11 protein-coding genes and 2 tRNA genes are annotated in these 14,947 nt (G+C 62.2%); 4 read left to right on the forward strand and 9 right to left on the reverse strand.

Annotation, left to right across the window (positions count from 1 at the left end):
* Nucleotides 1–32: 32 nt before the first annotated feature.
* The 7 genes from ACLI1P_RS05995 to ACLI1P_RS06025 are packed head-to-tail and all read right to left on the reverse strand — an operon-like array spanning nucleotide 33 to nucleotide 8,919.
* The gene (locus ACLI1P_RS05995; RefSeq protein ID WP_296132599.1) at nucleotides 33–1,364 is read right to left on the reverse strand and encodes a choice-of-anchor M domain-containing protein; all 1,332 of its coding nucleotides are present in this window, start codon (nucleotides 1,362–1,364) and stop codon (nucleotides 33–35) included.
* Nucleotides 1,361–2,224 carry an anchored repeat-type ABC transporter permease subunit gene (locus ACLI1P_RS06000; RefSeq protein ID WP_296132596.1) on the reverse strand — a complete coding sequence of 288 codons (864 nt, stop codon included), beginning with the start codon at nucleotides 2,222–2,224 and terminating at the stop codon, nucleotides 1,361–1,363. Before ACLI1P_RS06000 ends, ACLI1P_RS05995 begins: the two co-directional genes overlap by 4 nt.
* Nucleotides 2,221–2,949, reverse strand: coding sequence for an anchored repeat-type ABC transporter ATP-binding subunit (locus ACLI1P_RS06005; protein ID WP_296132593.1), 729 nt, complete (start codon nucleotides 2,947–2,949; stop codon nucleotides 2,221–2,223). Before ACLI1P_RS06005 ends, ACLI1P_RS06000 begins: the two co-directional genes overlap by 4 nt.
* The gene (locus ACLI1P_RS06010; RefSeq protein WP_296132590.1) at nucleotides 2,942–3,853 is read right to left on the reverse strand and encodes a choice-of-anchor M domain-containing protein; all 912 of its coding nucleotides are present in this window, start codon (nucleotides 3,851–3,853) and stop codon (nucleotides 2,942–2,944) included. Before ACLI1P_RS06010 ends, ACLI1P_RS06005 begins: the two co-directional genes overlap by 8 nt.
* 46 nt (nucleotides 3,854–3,899) lie before the next feature.
* On the reverse strand, nucleotides 3,900–5,402 hold the full coding sequence (locus ACLI1P_RS06015; protein ID WP_411709650.1) for an anchored repeat ABC transporter, substrate-binding protein: 1,503 nt from the start codon (nucleotides 5,400–5,402) through the stop codon (nucleotides 3,900–3,902).
* Complete coding sequence (locus ACLI1P_RS06020; protein WP_296132582.1) at nucleotides 5,402–6,526, reverse strand: choice-of-anchor M domain-containing protein; 1,125 nt, start codon at nucleotides 6,524–6,526, stop codon at nucleotides 5,402–5,404. The genes ACLI1P_RS06015 and ACLI1P_RS06020 overlap by 1 nt, the downstream gene beginning before the upstream one ends.
* 53 nt (nucleotides 6,527–6,579) lie before the next feature.
* Complete coding sequence (locus ACLI1P_RS06025; protein WP_411709651.1) at nucleotides 6,580–8,919, reverse strand: choice-of-anchor M domain-containing protein; 2,340 nt, start codon at nucleotides 8,917–8,919, stop codon at nucleotides 6,580–6,582.
* 163 nt (nucleotides 8,920–9,082) lie between these two features.
* On the opposite strand from ACLI1P_RS06025, the gene gltX reads away from it, so the two are divergent.
* The 4 genes from gltX to ACLI1P_RS06045 all read left to right on the forward strand — a co-directional run bounded on the left by gltX (nucleotide 9,083) and on the right by ACLI1P_RS06045 (nucleotide 11,359).
* Entirely contained in the window at nucleotides 9,083–10,582 is a 1,500-nt protein-coding gene (gltX, locus tag ACLI1P_RS06030) for a glutamate--tRNA ligase (protein ID WP_296132574.1), read from the forward strand.
* Between the two features lie 161 nt (nucleotides 10,583–10,743).
* Nucleotides 10,744–10,815 (forward strand) — tRNA-Gln (locus tag ACLI1P_RS06035).
* 39 nt (nucleotides 10,816–10,854) lie between these two features.
* Nucleotides 10,855–10,930 (forward strand) — tRNA-Glu (locus ACLI1P_RS06040).
* Nucleotides 10,931–11,146: 216 nt separating this feature from the next.
* Complete coding sequence (locus tag ACLI1P_RS06045; RefSeq protein ID WP_411709698.1) at nucleotides 11,147–11,359, forward strand: helix-turn-helix domain-containing protein; 213 nt, start codon at nucleotides 11,147–11,149, stop codon at nucleotides 11,357–11,359.
* An 848-nt stretch (nucleotides 11,360–12,207) separates the two neighbouring features.
* Here the strand turns inward: ACLI1P_RS06045 and ACLI1P_RS06050 are convergent.
* Both ACLI1P_RS06050 and istA read right to left on the reverse strand, forming a co-directional pair.
* Nucleotides 12,208–12,975: an ATP-binding protein gene (locus ACLI1P_RS06050; protein ID WP_251247762.1), complete on the reverse strand. Its 768-nt coding sequence runs from the start codon at nucleotides 12,973–12,975 to the stop codon at nucleotides 12,208–12,210.
* A 5-nt stretch (nucleotides 12,976–12,980) separates the two neighbouring features.
* Nucleotides 12,981–14,615: an IS21 family transposase gene (istA, locus tag ACLI1P_RS06055; RefSeq protein ID WP_411709652.1), complete on the reverse strand. Its 1,635-nt coding sequence runs from the start codon at nucleotides 14,613–14,615 to the stop codon at nucleotides 12,981–12,983.
* Nucleotides 14,616–14,947 lie beyond the last annotated feature (332 nt).

Raw genomic sequence — 14,947 nt, forward strand, 5'->3', positions numbered from 1 at the left:
TTTGCACCTGCGCGTTCACATCGGTCCTGAATTTAATCCTTCCGGCGCGGGCGGAAAAACTGTACGGCTACGAACAGACCGATGCCGAAGAGCAGTGCCAGGGCACCCATGCCGGCAAGGAACCCCGCCCAAAAGCCCACCATGGGGGCGCCGTAGCTTAAGGGCTGAATCGGTTTGGCGTCGGCAAGCGTGGCGTCCTCCGTGCCCCGTTCATCAGCGCTGCGGGAATGCTTTCCTGATGAGCGTTGCGTGGTGGGCTTCGCTTCCTTTGCGTTACCCGTGCCGCGCGAGCCGCCGCGCGATCCACCGCCGGACTGGGGTGGCTGGGCCTGACCCGCGGGCTGGTTACGTGTGCTGCCGGCGCGTTGGCCGCCCGATGCCGGGCGTGAGTCCTGCGCAGGGGAGGCGGCAGTGTTCTCTCTGTTCTCCCTGTCCTTGCTGTCGGTGTTGTCCTTTCTGCTCTCTTTTTTGTTGTGCCGTGGGGTGTTCTCGGTGCTTTTCTTAGCGTCCTGGGGCTTGTCTCCGTTGACCAGGGTGTCGGCCTCCTTGAAGGTTTTGTCCATGGTCTTATCCAGCTGGCCAATCGCCTTCGACGTATCATTGATGTCCTTGGCCAGCTGCTGCGGCCGGTTCGCGGTGCCGCCGGAGGCGTCGCCATCCCCGGCCTCCGAGTCCCAGGTGAGCTCGCACAGTTCGGAAGGATCGGCCCCTCCCACGAGGAAGGGCACGTCGATGGAATGCTCGGATCCGTCGTTGAGGTGGAAGGTAAAGGTGACGGCATACGCACCCGGCTCGGTGAAGACGATGCCCACGTGGCTGTGCGCGTGATCGGGGTAGTCCCAGGCAGCATCTGGATCGTCGGAGTCGAAGACGATGTCCGCCCCACCCAGCTGCGTTTGGTAGCCCACCATTCGCCCGCCCGCGGGGGCGCTGTGCAGCTGCGCGGACAGGGTGGCATCGCTGACGACGGATTCGTCGTCGACGTGGCTCGTGTTAAAGCCCACCCACGGCACGGTCTCGTCCTGAGTCTGCGGGATCTGCCAGCCGTGGCTGGGCACGTCACCGGCGCCGGACTCGTCGAATTCTTTGCTCACCTCCACGTAGAACTCGCCGGAGGCGTAGTCCTGGTGGGATTCGTCGTCGCGGGCGACGAATTCAATGCCGTTGGAGCCCTGCAGCAGGGCGAGGTCCTGGTGGCCGCGGGTAAAGGCGTGGCGCGAGTCGGCATCGCAGGTGGCGGCGGTTGCCTCGTCCGTGTCCGCGGCGTGGGCCTGCGGTGCGGCGGGCGTCAAGACCGGGGCGGTCAGGGCCAGGGTAGTGCTCAGGCTGAGGACGAGGACTCGGTGGGTGAAGACGCGGTTCATGAGGTGACGGACTCCTTGTGTCGGGAGTGGAGGACGGGGGAGATGGCCCACGCCACGAGGAAGCAGGCGGTGAGCAACAGGACGATGGTGGCGCCGGCCGGCAGGTCGATGGCCCAGGCCAGGTAGATGCCGAAGAAGCTGCCCAGCGAGCCGATGGCTGCTGCGGTCACCATCATCGAGCCGAGAGACTCGGTGAGGAGGCGGGCGGTAGCCGCCGGGGTAATGAGCAGGGCTAGGACCAAGATGTTGCCAATGGTGCCCACGGAGATGACCACCGCGCCGGTGACGCAGAGGTAGAGCACGATGTCGAGCGCAAAGACCGGCAGACCCATGGCACGGGCGGTCTCCTTGTCCAGGCAGGCGGCGGTCAGCTGCGGGGACAGCAGGACGATAACGCCGACAATGAGCACGGTGACGCTGAGCGCGGTGTACAGGTCGGTGCGCGAGACTCCAGTCAGCGAGCCAAAGAGGAAGCTGGTGAGCGACGCCGTGTAGCCATCGACCCGGGAGATGATCACCATGCCCAAGGCGAAAGACGCGGCAAAAAAGATGCCGATGACGGAATCCTCACGGACCGTGCGGCGCTGCGAGAAGCAAGCGATGAGCACCGCCACCGCGCAGCCGGCCACTGCGCCGCCGAGCAGAACTGAGCCCTGCAGGACGAACGCGATGGCCAGGCCGGGAAAGACGGCGTGGGATACGGCATCGCCGATGAAGGCCATGCCGCGCAGGACCACGAAGCAGCCCACCACGCCGCAGACGACGGCCGCAAGGACGGAAATGGCAAGCGCCCGGGCCAGGAAGTCCAGGTGCGGGTTGGCCAGGTCCTGGAAGAACTCGACGAGGGAAATGTCGATCATGCGGCCACCCCAATCGCGGATAGCAGCGGCGAGGAAGGCTTCACTCCGAAGGCGGCGCTCCACGGTGCGGGGTCGAGGCGGAGCTTTTCGGCCGGGCCGTCGGCCACGACGCCGCGGTTGAAGAGCACCAGCCGCGAGCAGGAGTGCGCGGCCTCGGACAGGTTGTGGGTAGACATCACCACGCTCGTGCCGTGCGACGTTAATTCGTCGAAAAGCACCAGCAAGTCCTCGGTATTGGGGGCGTCGAGGCCGGTAAAGGGTTCGTCGAGAAGCAGCACCTGCGGCTGCGTGGCTAGCGCCCGGGCGATGAGGACGCGTTGGCGTTGGCCGCCAGAAAGTTGCGCAATCGGGCGCGCGGCAAACTCTTCGAGGTTGGTCAGTGCAATAGCCTGGCGCGCGGCCTCTCGGTCCTTACGGCCGGGGCGGCGCAACCAGCCCACCAGGCCAGTGCGGCCGCTGAGGACGGCCTTGGACACGGAGATGGGAAAGTCCCACTCCACGTCGTGGCGCTGCGGGACGTAGCCCAGGTGGGCATTGACAGAGATCGCGCCGGTGGCGGGGATGAGCCCCAGGATGGCGCGCATGAGCGTGGTCTTGCCCGCGCCGTTGGGGCCCAACAAGCCAATGAACTCGCCGGGGTGAACGGTGAGTGAGGCGTTGTCCACCACGCGGCGCCCGGAGAGGGACACCGAGAGCTTGTCGACGCAAATGTAGGGCTTAGTCACGGTGACCACCCCGTGCGCGCAGTGCGAGGGCGACGGCCCCGAGGAGGACGAGGATGCCGGCGCCGGCCAGGACCCAGATCCAGACGGGAACGCCGGCGAGTCCGGAGTGCGACGCCGAGGATGCCGAGAGTTCAGCGGCGGATTCGTCCCACTCGGTGGCCTGAGCCTCTGCCACGTCTGTTCCGTCACCGACGGCAAAGGTCAGCACGCTCTCGGCCGACACCTCGTTACCTTGAGCGCCGGCTGTATCGCCCGTGCCGCTCTTGCCCTCACCGGACATGCGCACGCGCACCTGGTGAATGCCCGGTTCGGTAAAGACCCAGTTGGCGTGGGTGTGGGTGCCCAGATCGACCCAGAAGCCGTCCGTCTTCTGCTCCGCGGTGGACCATAGCAGCTGCGGCGGCTCGAAACCGCCGTTCTGGAGGAACATGGAAAATTCGCCGGGCCCGGTGTGGCCCAAAAATTCCATGGTGACTCCGCGGTCCACGGACTCGTTCAGGGAGGGCGCCTGGGTATTCCAGCCCAGCCAGGGGACCTCTGCCTGTTCGGTTTGGGGCACGACCCATACCTGCGCGCCAGGCTCCGCGCCGACGAAGGAAAAGGCCTCGTCCTCCGGAAGGGTCAGTTGGGCGTTGTCGCCGACTTTGAAGACGATGTCATCGAGGGCGCGCCATACCGGGGTGGCTGCGGAATCGTCGCGGGCGAGGAAGTCTGCCTGTCCGTCGATGACCTGCAGGCCCAGGTCAACATGGCCGTGGTCGATGGTGGCTTCTTCACCCGCCGGGGCGACCTGTTCGTCGCCGCTGACCACCTGAGCTAGGTCGCCCGCCCACGCGGCGGAGGGGGCGAAGGCAAGGACGGCGGCGGTAATGGTGGCTGCCAGGGATGTGGTGAGCTTATGCATGGGAATTCTCCTGATTCGTCTCATTCGTCAGAGTTGCTTGAGTTGTTTAGGTTGTTTTGGGCTGTTGCGGGGTTGTGAGGCAGCGGTGCAGGGAGTTCGCGTTGAACCGCATGAGATCCAGGTAGGTGGGCACGCGGTCATCGAGCGTGTCGCCATAGATGGGACACACCGCGATGCCGAGGGAGTCGGCGGCCTCCGTGATGACGTCTGTGCTTGCCTGCTGGGTGGGTTCTACGAACACGGCAGGCAGCTGCAGGTTCTCCAACGTGCGGCGCAGCGCGATGACATCGCGCGGGGAGGGCTCGATGGCCGGGTTGGGAGTGACGAAGCCAGCGATGTCAATGCCGTAGCCTTGCTCCAGGTAGGCGTAGCCGTGGTGTGGGGTAACCAGATGACGCGCGCGGTCCGGGATGCTGCCGATAAGGTCGCGCACCTCGGCGTCAGTGGCCTGGAGCTGTGCGGCGTAGTTCTGGGCGCGGGCGCGGTAGTCGGCGCCGTGGGTCGGATCCGCCAGTGCGAGCTGGTCGGCGATGACCTCGGCGTAGGACATGACGTTTCGGGCGTTGTGCCACAGGTGCGGATCGACCTCACCGTGGATGTGCTTGCCCAGCACGGCCTGCGGCAGAAGGTAGGTCTCCGAACCCGGCCTGCCCAGGAAGCGGTAGGAGGCATCCGCGGGGATCTCCTGCAGGGTGGAGGAGGGAATGGCCAGTGCCGTCGTTGCGGGATCGAAGCGCTCACCCTGGTCCTCCAGGCCGATCGTGCCGGCGTCCAGGTCCGCGGTGATGTCCACGTGGCCCTCGTCCACAGCATGCATCCCGTCCGGCGGTGCCACGCCCACCGCGACAGTCAGGTCCTGGTCTTTGACGCCGGTGGCGGCAAACCTCACATGGTAGATTCCAGGTTTACTAAACGCCCAGGACACGTGGGTGTGAGCATTTGCCGGCAAGGTAGTGGAATCCTCGCGGGTGTCAACGCCGTCCGCGGAGTTGAACAGGGGCTCAGGCGTGCCAAACGTGGAGACCACGTAGGCCGCCACGTCACCGGGGCCATCGGCGCTGACCATGCGCATGTCCACGCTGTTGCGACCCGCGGGGGCGTTGCGCACGCGCAGTCCCAACCAGATGGCGTCGAGCGCGACATTTTCCACCAGCGGTACGAGCGTGGCGCCGCGGGTAGCGGCCTGGTCAGCAACCTCGGTGACGGGCACATCGGAGGACTCCCGCATCGCCTTCATGAGATTGTGTGGCTCAAGCAGCAGGCCGTTGGCCAGCAGAACGTCTGCGTTGGCAATATCGCGCACCGTGCGCAGGCTGGGCTCGAAGGTATGTGGATCTTTTCCAGCTGGTACCAGGGTGGTCACATGGGCGTCTGGACCGGCCACCTGCGTAGCCACGTCCGCGAGGATCGGGGTGGTCGCTACGACCTGCAGGCTCTCGGAGTCAGCCTCGCCGCGTGCCGGCACCGAGCAGCCCGAGACCCCAAGAGCGCAGCAGGCGAGCGCGCCCACCATGCCGAACGCAGCGAAGCGCGGTGAATTCTGGTGCATTACTCGCGCCTCCCGGCCAGCGCGAGACGGGCGACGGCTAGCCCTAGCACCAGCATGCCGATACCGAGGATGCCGATGCCCCAGGGCAGCAGGTTGGCGCCACTGTCGTAGGAGCCGGTCTCAGCGGCAGCGGCCAGCTCCTCGCCCGGCGCAGCGGTACTCCCGTTGCGCCGAGTACCGCGCTCGCGGCGGGTTTTCTCCTGCGAGTTCTTCTGGGCTGACTTGTTGGCGTTGTTCTTCCCCTGCTGGTTCTTGCTGTGGTGCGCTGTGCCCCCGGCAGCATGGGAGCCGCCGTTGGCTTGAGCTGCGGAATCGGCAGCGCCTGCGGCGCCAGCACCGTCTGCACCAGCTGAGTCTTCTGAGTCGAATTCAGAGTCGGCAGTGCCTTGTGCGGTGCCCTCTGAGCTGCCTTCTGTAGATCCTTCTGCGTCATTGTCGCGCGGGGCGGCCTCGCCATCGCCGACGTCCCAGGTGTAGGTGACCTGATTGCTGGCATCGCCGTTGGAGACCGCCTGCACGGTCATGGTGTACACGCCCGGGTCCGTAAATGCCCAGTTGACGTGGCGGTGCGCCGGGTAGGCCTGGTTGATGACGTCGCCGCTGACAAGATCCATCTCCCCGGCGTTGGTGACCGGTTGGACGTCGCCGAAACCGGCGGTTTCGAAGACGAAGATATCGCCGGGGCCGGTGACCTCCACGAATTCGAAATCGACGTCCGTATAGCCCGCGGATTGCGCCGGCTGGGTGTCCCATCCCGGCCACAGCAGCGCGCTGTCCTGGGTCTGCGGCAGGTAATACGTCGGCGTGCCGATGCCACTGACGCCTTCCGTGGCGTCGTTCCAGGCGTCTTCGGAGACCCTGAGGGTGACATCGTCGCCGGGGTGGGTCACACCACTGCCGGTGATGTCTTCCTTCAACCCCAGGGTGAGCTGCCCTTCGGGGGCGGTGACGTAGAAGGCATCGACGTGGCCGGAGTCAAAGACCTGGCCGTCCGCGCGGGCAGGAGAAAGCGGGGCGCAGAGGACGACCAGAGACAGCGCGCCGACTGCAGCCGCGGCAGGGCGTGTGCCGTGTACAAGCCACGCGCCCCGGTAAGCGGCATGGCGGGAAAGAGCAGAGACCACGGGAGAAAACTCCTTTGATTAGAACGTGACGGTAATGGCGAGGGAGTGGGCAGCTAGTGCGGGAGGAGTCCGCTGAGGCGGGACTCAATCTGGGCGCGGTTGTCGTTGAAGAAGTTGAGGAAAGCCTGGAAGATAACGGCCAACACGACGGGCAGGACCAGGCTCCACAGTCCCTTGGAGACCCGCTCGGAGGAGCTATCCTCCCGCGACGGGTTGTTCGGCTCGTGAGGGGCGGAGGGCTGCTCGGACTCGCTGCCGCCCTTCCCGCTCACGCAGGACTCGATGGCGGCGTCGCCCACCGCCACAGTGAGCGTCTGGGGCTGCGACGTAATGTCCTTACCGTCGCGGGTGGTAGCGGAATAGGTGACCGTGAGCTCATAGATTCCCGGCTTGGTGAAGGCCCAATTGGCGTGGGTATGGGAGGCAAAGGTGGTCTCCACGGTGGTGTCGCCCTCCGCGGTGTTCAAAAGCGGGGTAAAGGAATTGCCCACGCCCTCGGTGAGGAACATGCCCACGTTGCCGCCGTCCGGCATGGAGGTCGGCTCAATGGTGAGGTCGACGCGGCCGTCCTTGAAGTCGCTGTACTTAAGGGACTGGGTGTTATATCCCGGCCAGATGATGCCCTGCTGCTGCGTTTGCGGGAGCAAATAGAACTTGTCGCTGCCCAGGTAGTCGAACTCCTTTCCTGCTAGCGCCTGCGGGCGCGGGCGGCGGGCGTTGTCGTGCACGGCCAGGACCACGTCATCGAGCGGGCGCTCAACGGCCTGCTTGTCGACGATGGCCGTTTCGTCCTTCAGGCGAGCTGTAAAGGAATCACCGTCGCGGGTGGCGGCGATGTCGACGTGTCCGTGGTCCAGGACGACCTTGTCCGTGCAGCGCCCGGTGCCCGGGGTGGATGGCGGCGCGGGCTTCTCGGTCTCAGCCGGCGTTTCCGGCGATTCCGCGGGCGCGGGGTCGGTCGTGCCCAGCTCGCCGTGTGCCTTATACGTCGTGCCGTAGGCGAAGTCATCGCTCAGCGTGAGGGATGTCCCGGCCGTGGTGACAGTGGGGTGAGGCAGGATGTCGAGACGAATGGTGTTGCCGTTGTATATGTCGTCGGCGCCCACCACGAAGTCCGCGCGGCCGTTGGTCATCACCCCGTCGAAGTCGATATCCGGAAGCTTGCTTCCCGGGCTGAAGAAGCCACCGTGGACAAAGCCGTTGAACTTCTTATCCGCTGCCTCCACGACGATGCGTGTTGCGCCCTCGCCGGCGGGTTCCGCGCGGGCGACAAGGCCCGTATCGGAGACCGTGACCTCGTCTTCGCTCTGGAGCTGGCGGGTATTCTCGGTGTCGGTCCAGGAGTCCTCGGATTTCTGCGAGGTGGTGCGCAGCGTAGCGCCCTCGGTGTAGGAGAGCTTCTCCGATACCCACCGCGGCTTCGCGCCCGCCGGGGTGTAGACGGCCTGGAGGGAGGACGCCTCCGGTCCGAGGAGTTCCTCCCAGTGGGCCTTTCCATCCTTGACTGGGAGATCGGTGAGGAAGTAGCCGTCGATAAGCAGCGTGAGCGTGCCGTCGGAACCACCGGTGAAGTCGATGGTGGACAGATGCTCGTCGCCCGGCTTGTCCACCTTCTGTTTCGGCGCGATGCTGAGCTGGTAGTTCTCTGCGCTGGGGTCACCGGACGGGGCGGCATCGAAGCGTTCCTGCAGCGTCGGGGTGGCATTGTCTGCCGGCCGCTGGCCGCCCACTTGGATGGAGGTGGTGGTGGGCGCAGAGGTGATGAGCGTGCCGTCCTTGTCGCGGGCGGTGGTGCGGTAGGTAAGCCGGTAGCGTCCGGGCTTGGAAAAGACGGTGTAGTTGTGCGTGTGCGTGCCGCTGGTCAGCCAGGCAGATCGCGGGGCGCCCTCGCTCGTGCCGAAGAAGCGCTGCAGGCCGCCCGGGCCGGGAAAGTATCCAAACATCTCCACCTCGCCGGGCCCGTCCACGCTGAGCAGGTCGAGAGAAGCGATGTTGTCGCGGAAGCTATCTACGGGCAGTTCGGTATCGGCACCGAAGCCAATCCAGATGGGGTTCTGGTTGCCGTTCACGGTGGCGGGCGCGGAGTAGTAGGTCTTACCGGTTGTGCCTGCGAAGGAGAGTGCGGGGTCTTCAGGAACCGTGAACTGGTACTGGGGGGTGTCGTTGTTGCCCCAGCCCTTGCCTACCCAGGCCACGGTGTCTGCGAGGTCGGAGTCGGTGTCCGGCTGGTGGGTTTTGAGGGTGAGCGAGTCGTTCTCCCAGAAGGCTTTGGGGGAGTCGATGTGGGTCTGGGTGGCCACGTGCTTGCCGTCGTCGGGCCCGGCGACAGCGGTAGCGGGGGAGGCGAAGAGCGCGGCGCAGGTAAGCAGTGCCGCGTAGCGGGTTCGTGCCACGGTGGGAGACCTTTCTTCAGTTCTTACGTGAGGACTTCACTATAGAGAATGAATATCATTCCAGTTAAGTGAAACTGGAAAGTTCCTGCGTGCACTTAGTGGAAACCTGATTCATTTACCCCCAAGTGGGGCGGGCGGTGCGTCGAGCAGGGGCTGAACTACGATGGGGGACATGACTGAAACAACTTCCGACGTCCGCGTACGTTTTTGCCCGTCACCTACCGGCACGCCCCACGTGGGCATGGTCCGCACGGCCCTGTTTAACTGGGCCTACGCCCGCCATACCGGCGGCAAGCTCATCTTCCGCATCGAGGACACCGATGCTGCTCGTGACTCCGAGGAGTCCTTCCAGGCCATCATCGATTCCCTTAACTGGCTCGGCATGGGCTGGGACGAGGGCGTCAACGTGGGCGGCCCCGACGAGCCCTACCGTCAGTCCCAGCGCATGGACATCTACGCGGATGTCCTGCAGAAGCTCAAGGACGGCGGCTACGTCTACCCGGCGTACTCCACCAACGAAGAGGTTCAGGAGCGCCACAAGGCGGCCGGCCGCGACCCGCAGCTGGGCTACGACAACTTCGACCGTGACCTCACCCAGGAGCAGATCGACGCCTTCGAGGCGGAGGGTCGCAAGCCGGTGTGGCGCCTGCGCATGCCGGACAAGGATTGGTCCTGGAACGACCTGGTCCGCGGCGAGATGACCTTCAAGTCGGAGACCCAGCCGGATTACGTGGTGGCCCGCTCCAATGGCGCGCCGCTCTACACCCTGGTCAACCCCGTCGATGACGCGCTGATGGGTATCACTCACGTGCTGCGCGGCGAGGATCTACTGTCCTCCACCCCGCGCCAGCTCGCCCTCTATGAGGCGCTCATTGAGCTGGGAATTGCCAAGCAGACCCCGGAGTTCGGCCACCTGCCGTTCGTGATGGGTGAGGGTAATAAGAAGCTGTCCAAGCGCGATCCGCAGTCCAACCTGTTCAACCACCGCGATGCCGGCATCATTCCGGAGGGCATGCTGAACTACCTGTCCCTGCTGGGCTGGTCCCTCTCCGCGGACAAGGACATCTTCTCCGTCGACGAGCTGGTTGCCAACTTCGACGTGCATGACGTGCTGGGCAACCCCGCTCGTTTCGACCAGAAGAAGCTCGAGGCAATCAACGCCGACCACATCCGTCTGCTCGACACGGCCGACTTCACGCAGCGCCTGCGTGATTACCTCACCGAGTACACCGACTTCCCGGCGGATTACCCGGAGGAGAAGTTCGCCTTCGCTGCGGAGCTGGTGCAGACCCGCATCAAGATGCTCGGTGATGCCTACGGCCTCCTGTCCTTCCTGACGACTCCGGATGCGGAGCTGGAGCTCGACGCCAAGGCGGCCAAGAAGAACCTCAAGGAGGAGGCTGTGCAGCCCCTCGAGGTTTCCATTGCCAAGCTGGAGGAGCTCGACTCCTGGAAGGCGGAGGACATCGAGAAGGTGCTCTCCGCAGCGCTTATCGACGACCTCCAGCTCAAGCCCCGCAAGGCCTACGGTGCTTTGCGCGTAGCCATCTCTGGCCAGCAGGTCTCCCCGCCGCTGTTTGAGTCCATGGAGCTGCTGGGTAAGGAGTCCACGCTGGCTCGCCTCAAGGCCGCTCTCGCGGTGACTCCGTGGAGCGCTGAGTAGTCTCACAGAGGTGTAATTTCGGGGCGTTTGAGTTCACTCTCGACGCCCCGAAAATCATATCTGGCCAGGCGATTTGTGTGGATCGGGTGTGCTGGATATAGTTATAAACCGTTGCAGCGAGCGGCGAGGGGTTACAGCCCCGAGCAAGTTCACAGCAATAATGGCCTATGGTGTAATTGGCAACACAGCGGTTTCTGGTACCGCCATTCTAGGTTCGAGTCCTGGTAGGCCAGCAGTGATAACCACCTTTAAGGTGGCGGTCACAGTTCTATGCCCCGTTCGTCTAGCGGCCTAGGACGCCGGCCTCTCACGCCGGTAACACGGGTTCAAATCCCGTACGGGGTACCACTGAAGAGTGGCAAGCACAATGTGTTTGTCACTCCTTTTCTTTATGATTGGCGCCGCGTTTTTGGCTTAATCTCGGATCGTCGAGTATTTGGCATCACTTGCGTGTGTGTCGTCGTCGGTCAGGGTGCGTGCAGCTACGATTGTGCCATGCCACCAAAGCAACCCACCCCTAGAGAGCTCTATGAGAATTGGCCGCACGGATTTATTCAGGGAAATATGGCCCATGAAAGGATTCGGCATTTGGTGCTCAATGTTAAGCGAGAAGCGTTGAGAGATAGATACGGCTCCTACAGAAAATTCGCCCAAGCCTGCGGCATGAACCCCTCAACCATTACGGATATGATCAACGGGCGCGCCTGGCCGAGCTCCCTAACCATCGCCAAGATTGAAACGGAGATTGGTGTGATGATGTGGCCGACCTGTCAGTAGGCGAACAGGCGAAAGAAGAAGGGCTATGAGATTATTCGACCTCGAAAGGTTGCAGCCGGAGACGAATCCCTCTGATGTGGTGCAGTGACGATTTTCACGCGTTTGGCTTGAATCAGGATACGCGAGGTGTTAGGTGGGAGTTGCACAGATAGCGGAGATAGATGGACTATTGCGGCCGGTGAGATAACGTGTCGGCAGCGAGTTGTTTCAACGTGATAGGCGGACAGGAGGGGTTCACGCTGGCTGCGATTGTGAGGAGTTTTAGATTCGAAAGCATGGATAGTACGAAAATGGGTACGGTTCTGATTTAGAGGAGAAAGGTTTGAAAGAATAGCCGAACCTCGGCAAGAGGATAGGCGGTTTCAGGACCCAAATCATGAAAATACCGGGAGACTAACTTATCTCGATTGTTCCCGAAACTTGACCCGCATAGTTGCGTGCAGTAAGTGTCCACTCGGCAATTGCAGGCCCATCGGAACCTGGATTCTTTACTAGTCGGTATTCACTAAACGAAAAGCGGCGTGGTTCGCCAAAGCGAACCTCCTTGAGATACACAACGCATTTGTGGTCATTAATCTTTGTGACTGAGGTAGGGCTTTGAAGGTGTCGAAGCTCTTGGAGCATAGGCGCAACTCTGTGTCTCTCTGACAGGTCAAAAGCGTCTCGGAGCGAATCCTTCCACGGTATAGGTAGGTATTCCCCCGTAAGTCTGCGTATGTCTTCCTCTGTAACCTCATCAATGATGAACACAGTTGTTCAGAAGATTGAAATGGTAGCGGTGTGGTGAGTATCTGGTAGCGCCTGAGTGAGTATCCGGTAGCGGTGTCTCACTCAGGCGTTGTTGGTGGTTATGCGTGGGTGGTCAGTCTCATGTTTGGTCCTTCGAGTGTGATGATCTCGGCGCCGGAGACGAGTCGGTTGAGGATTGACTCGGAGATCACGGTGTCGGGGATGGACTTGTACCACTCCTGCGGGGTGAATTGTGAGGTCACAATTGTTGACACTTTGCCTTCACGCCCGGCGAGGATGTTGAGTATTTGGTGCGCGGTTGCGGCATTAATGGGTGTGGTGAGGAAGTCATCTAGGACCAGGACGTCGACGTCGTGGAGGTGTTGGATGAACTTCAGCCGTATGGGGTCATCGGGTTGTAGGACTGCTAGTTCGGCGGCGAGCATGTCGGTGCGGTAGAACCGTGCGGAGTAGTCGTTGCGGCATGCTGCTGTGATCAGTGCTTGGGCGAGGTAGGTTTTGCCGACTGAGGATTTGCCCAGGATGACAATGTTTTGGCCCAGGTGGCACCATTGTCCGTGAGCGAGTCTGCTGACTTGCTCGGGGTTGATGTTGCGGTCAGGTGTGCAGACCACGTTTTCAAGGCAAGCATCAAGGTTTGGCGATCGGGATGCTTTCAGCAGTTTGTTGATGCGTCGTTCACGCCTGGCCGCGACTTCTTTATCGAGTGCGTAAAGCACTTTTTGGGAAAACGTCCATGCGTCGAATGCGGGGTCGTTGGCGATGTCGATGACGCTTCTGCCGAAGGCAGTCATCCGCAGCGCGGTGAAGTCGGCCAGGACGGATTCATCAAGGAAGCGATCTGTTGGCGGGGTTGGTGATGACATGGGCTTTAGTTTCCTTTCTGAATGAGGTTGTCCATGCTGAACTGTTCTGCACCGCCGAGAAACGCGCCGGTGGTATCCCGGTCGGAGGGTGCTGTGCCGGTGGGCTGGTTGGTTGTGGTGCTGCGCGGGAGCTGGTCTAGACCACTAGGCCGTGTGGCGTGTTCTTTGCGTACGACGGCCATCATGTTTTTGACCGCGGTATAGGACACCGCCCGTCGGCTGTCGTCGTTGGCGGTCAGGCGCTGGCATGCCTCTTCCAGGATTGGTTTGTTGCCGTGTTTGCCCATTGACAGAACGTTTCTGCAGGACTGGTATGCCTGGGCCGGGATGGCTTTCGCCGCGATGAGTTCTTCGATGACCTTGCGTGTTGCCGGGCCGGTTTTGCTGGCTTCACGGTAAAAGTAGTCGCTTGTCCACAGTCCACGGGTGGAGTCCATTCCAGATGGAATGTGCTCATAGTCAGTGACATAGGCCCCACGCTTTTGCGAAACCCGGTGGGTTGCCACGGTTGTTCCCTGGTCAAAGACGGTCAAGACTTGCCCGGTGATGCGTACATCGACAGTGCGGCCAACAAGCTGGTGTGGGACGGAGTAGCGCACGGTTGAAACCGTGATATGGAAATCTGGGGCCACTTTCGCGCGCTTCCACTCGGTGTGTTGCCACGGGGTTTCCGGCAGGTCAGCAAGGAGATGTTGCTCGTGTTCTTCAAAGAGATCCCTGCGGCTTGACTGCTGACTGCGAAACGGCACGGAGGTGTTGATCGCGTCGACTAAGCCCACAATCTTTCCGTTGAGCTCGTCTAAGTCAACACACTGGTGGCCATCGAGCGCGTGGATGACTTTGTGCGTGACGATCTTTACCGCAGCTTCCACATTCGCTTTATCCTTCGGCCGACGCGCACGAGTGGGAAGTGCTGCTGTGTTGTAGTGCTCCAAGAACTGCTGGTAGGTGTCGTTGACCTTCCGATTCCTATCGGCAGTGCTGATCGCGTTCGACGCCGTCGATGCGTTATCGGGTACAACAACCTGGCAGACCCCGCCGAAGTAGTCAAACGCTTGGCGGTGGGCATCAAGCCAGGACTGCTGCCGCTGGTCAACACACGCACAGGCAAACAGCATCCCTGAATACGGCAGCGAGGCGACGAAAATGCTGACTTTCTCACCCGGTGTGCCGGAAGGGGCGTACAGGCGCATTCTGGTCCCTGCCCAATCCACCTGCATCGTATGCCCTGGTGCGTGAGTGATCCGGGCGGTCAGCCCGGCCGCATCGACATGGGAGGCAACCAGCTGGCGGAACCGGTCGTAGCTGTAGTGCCGCTGGCCCGGCTGGGCGGGGGTGGTAGTGTAGCGAGTCCACAATACTTGCAGTGTCTGCTTCGCACGCCCTGTGCGTGCTTTAACGACCGCGTCAAAGTCAATCGGGACGAATTCGCCTTGCCCGCTGGTGCGTTTATCAACGAATATCTCATCCAGCTCGTCATTCGTCAACGCCGCGACCTGCTGGGCAGTGGTCAGGCCAAGGCTTCGCAGCGCTTGGTTCGCTCGGGAAATCGCGCGGTGCGAGCACCCGAGCTGGTCTTCAATCTGGCGGTAAGAACGCTTCCCTAAAAGCAGCGTCATCACCGCACGGTAATCCGTCATCAGCGGACTCCTTCCAGTACACGCCGCACCCGGATGGTGCGACTACCGGAAGTATCATCCCGAGCGCCCTGAGCTGCTACCAGATACTCACTAAAGCGCTACCAGATAGTCACGACGCTGCTACCAAATAGCCGGTCGCAACACACAGTTTCGGGAAGGTTAATAGCGAGTTCGATTTCCTCAGCGTGAATCTTTGACGCAAGATTGAGCTCTAGTGAAATCGGTAGAGTGCATTTCTTTGCCAAGGCTAGCGCGAGACTGTGATGTCTAGCGACATTTTGGACACGGAGTCCAGGATGTTTTTGGACGGGATGTCTAGTGGCTTTTTGGAC

Origin of the sequence: Corynebacterium tardum, assembly GCF_046717785.1 — a bacterium.
Lineage (GTDB): Bacteria > Actinomycetota > Actinomycetes > Mycobacteriales > Mycobacteriaceae > Corynebacterium.

What these genes read in the sequence shown, in the direction of transcription:
- ACLI1P_RS05995 (WP_296132599.1), bottom strand. Translation starts at nt 1,364, where the DNA reads ATGAACCGCGTCTTCACCCACCGAGTCCTCGTCCTCAGCCTGAGCACT.
- ACLI1P_RS06000 (WP_296132596.1), bottom strand. Translation starts at nt 2,224, where the DNA reads ATGATCGACATTTCCCTCGTCGAGTTCTTCCAGGACCTGGCCAACCCG.
- ACLI1P_RS06010 (WP_296132590.1), bottom strand. Translation starts at nt 3,853, where the DNA reads ATGCATAAGCTCACCACATCCCTGGCAGCCACCATTACCGCCGCCGTC.
- ACLI1P_RS06015 (WP_411709650.1), bottom strand. Translation starts at nt 5,402, where the DNA reads ATGCACCAGAATTCACCGCGCTTCGCTGCGTTCGGCATGGTGGGCGCG.
- gltX (WP_296132574.1), top strand. Translation starts at nt 9,083, where the DNA reads ATGGGGGACATGACTGAAACAACTTCCGACGTCCGCGTACGTTTTTGC.
- ACLI1P_RS06045 (WP_411709698.1), top strand. Translation starts at nt 11,147, where the DNA reads ATGGCCCATGAAAGGATTCGGCATTTGGTGCTCAATGTTAAGCGAGAA.
- ACLI1P_RS06050 (WP_251247762.1), bottom strand. Translation starts at nt 12,975, where the DNA reads ATGTCATCACCAACCCCGCCAACAGATCGCTTCCTTGATGAATCCGTC.
- istA (WP_411709652.1), bottom strand. Translation starts at nt 14,615, where the DNA reads ATGACGGATTACCGTGCGGTGATGACGCTGCTTTTAGGGAAGCGTTCT.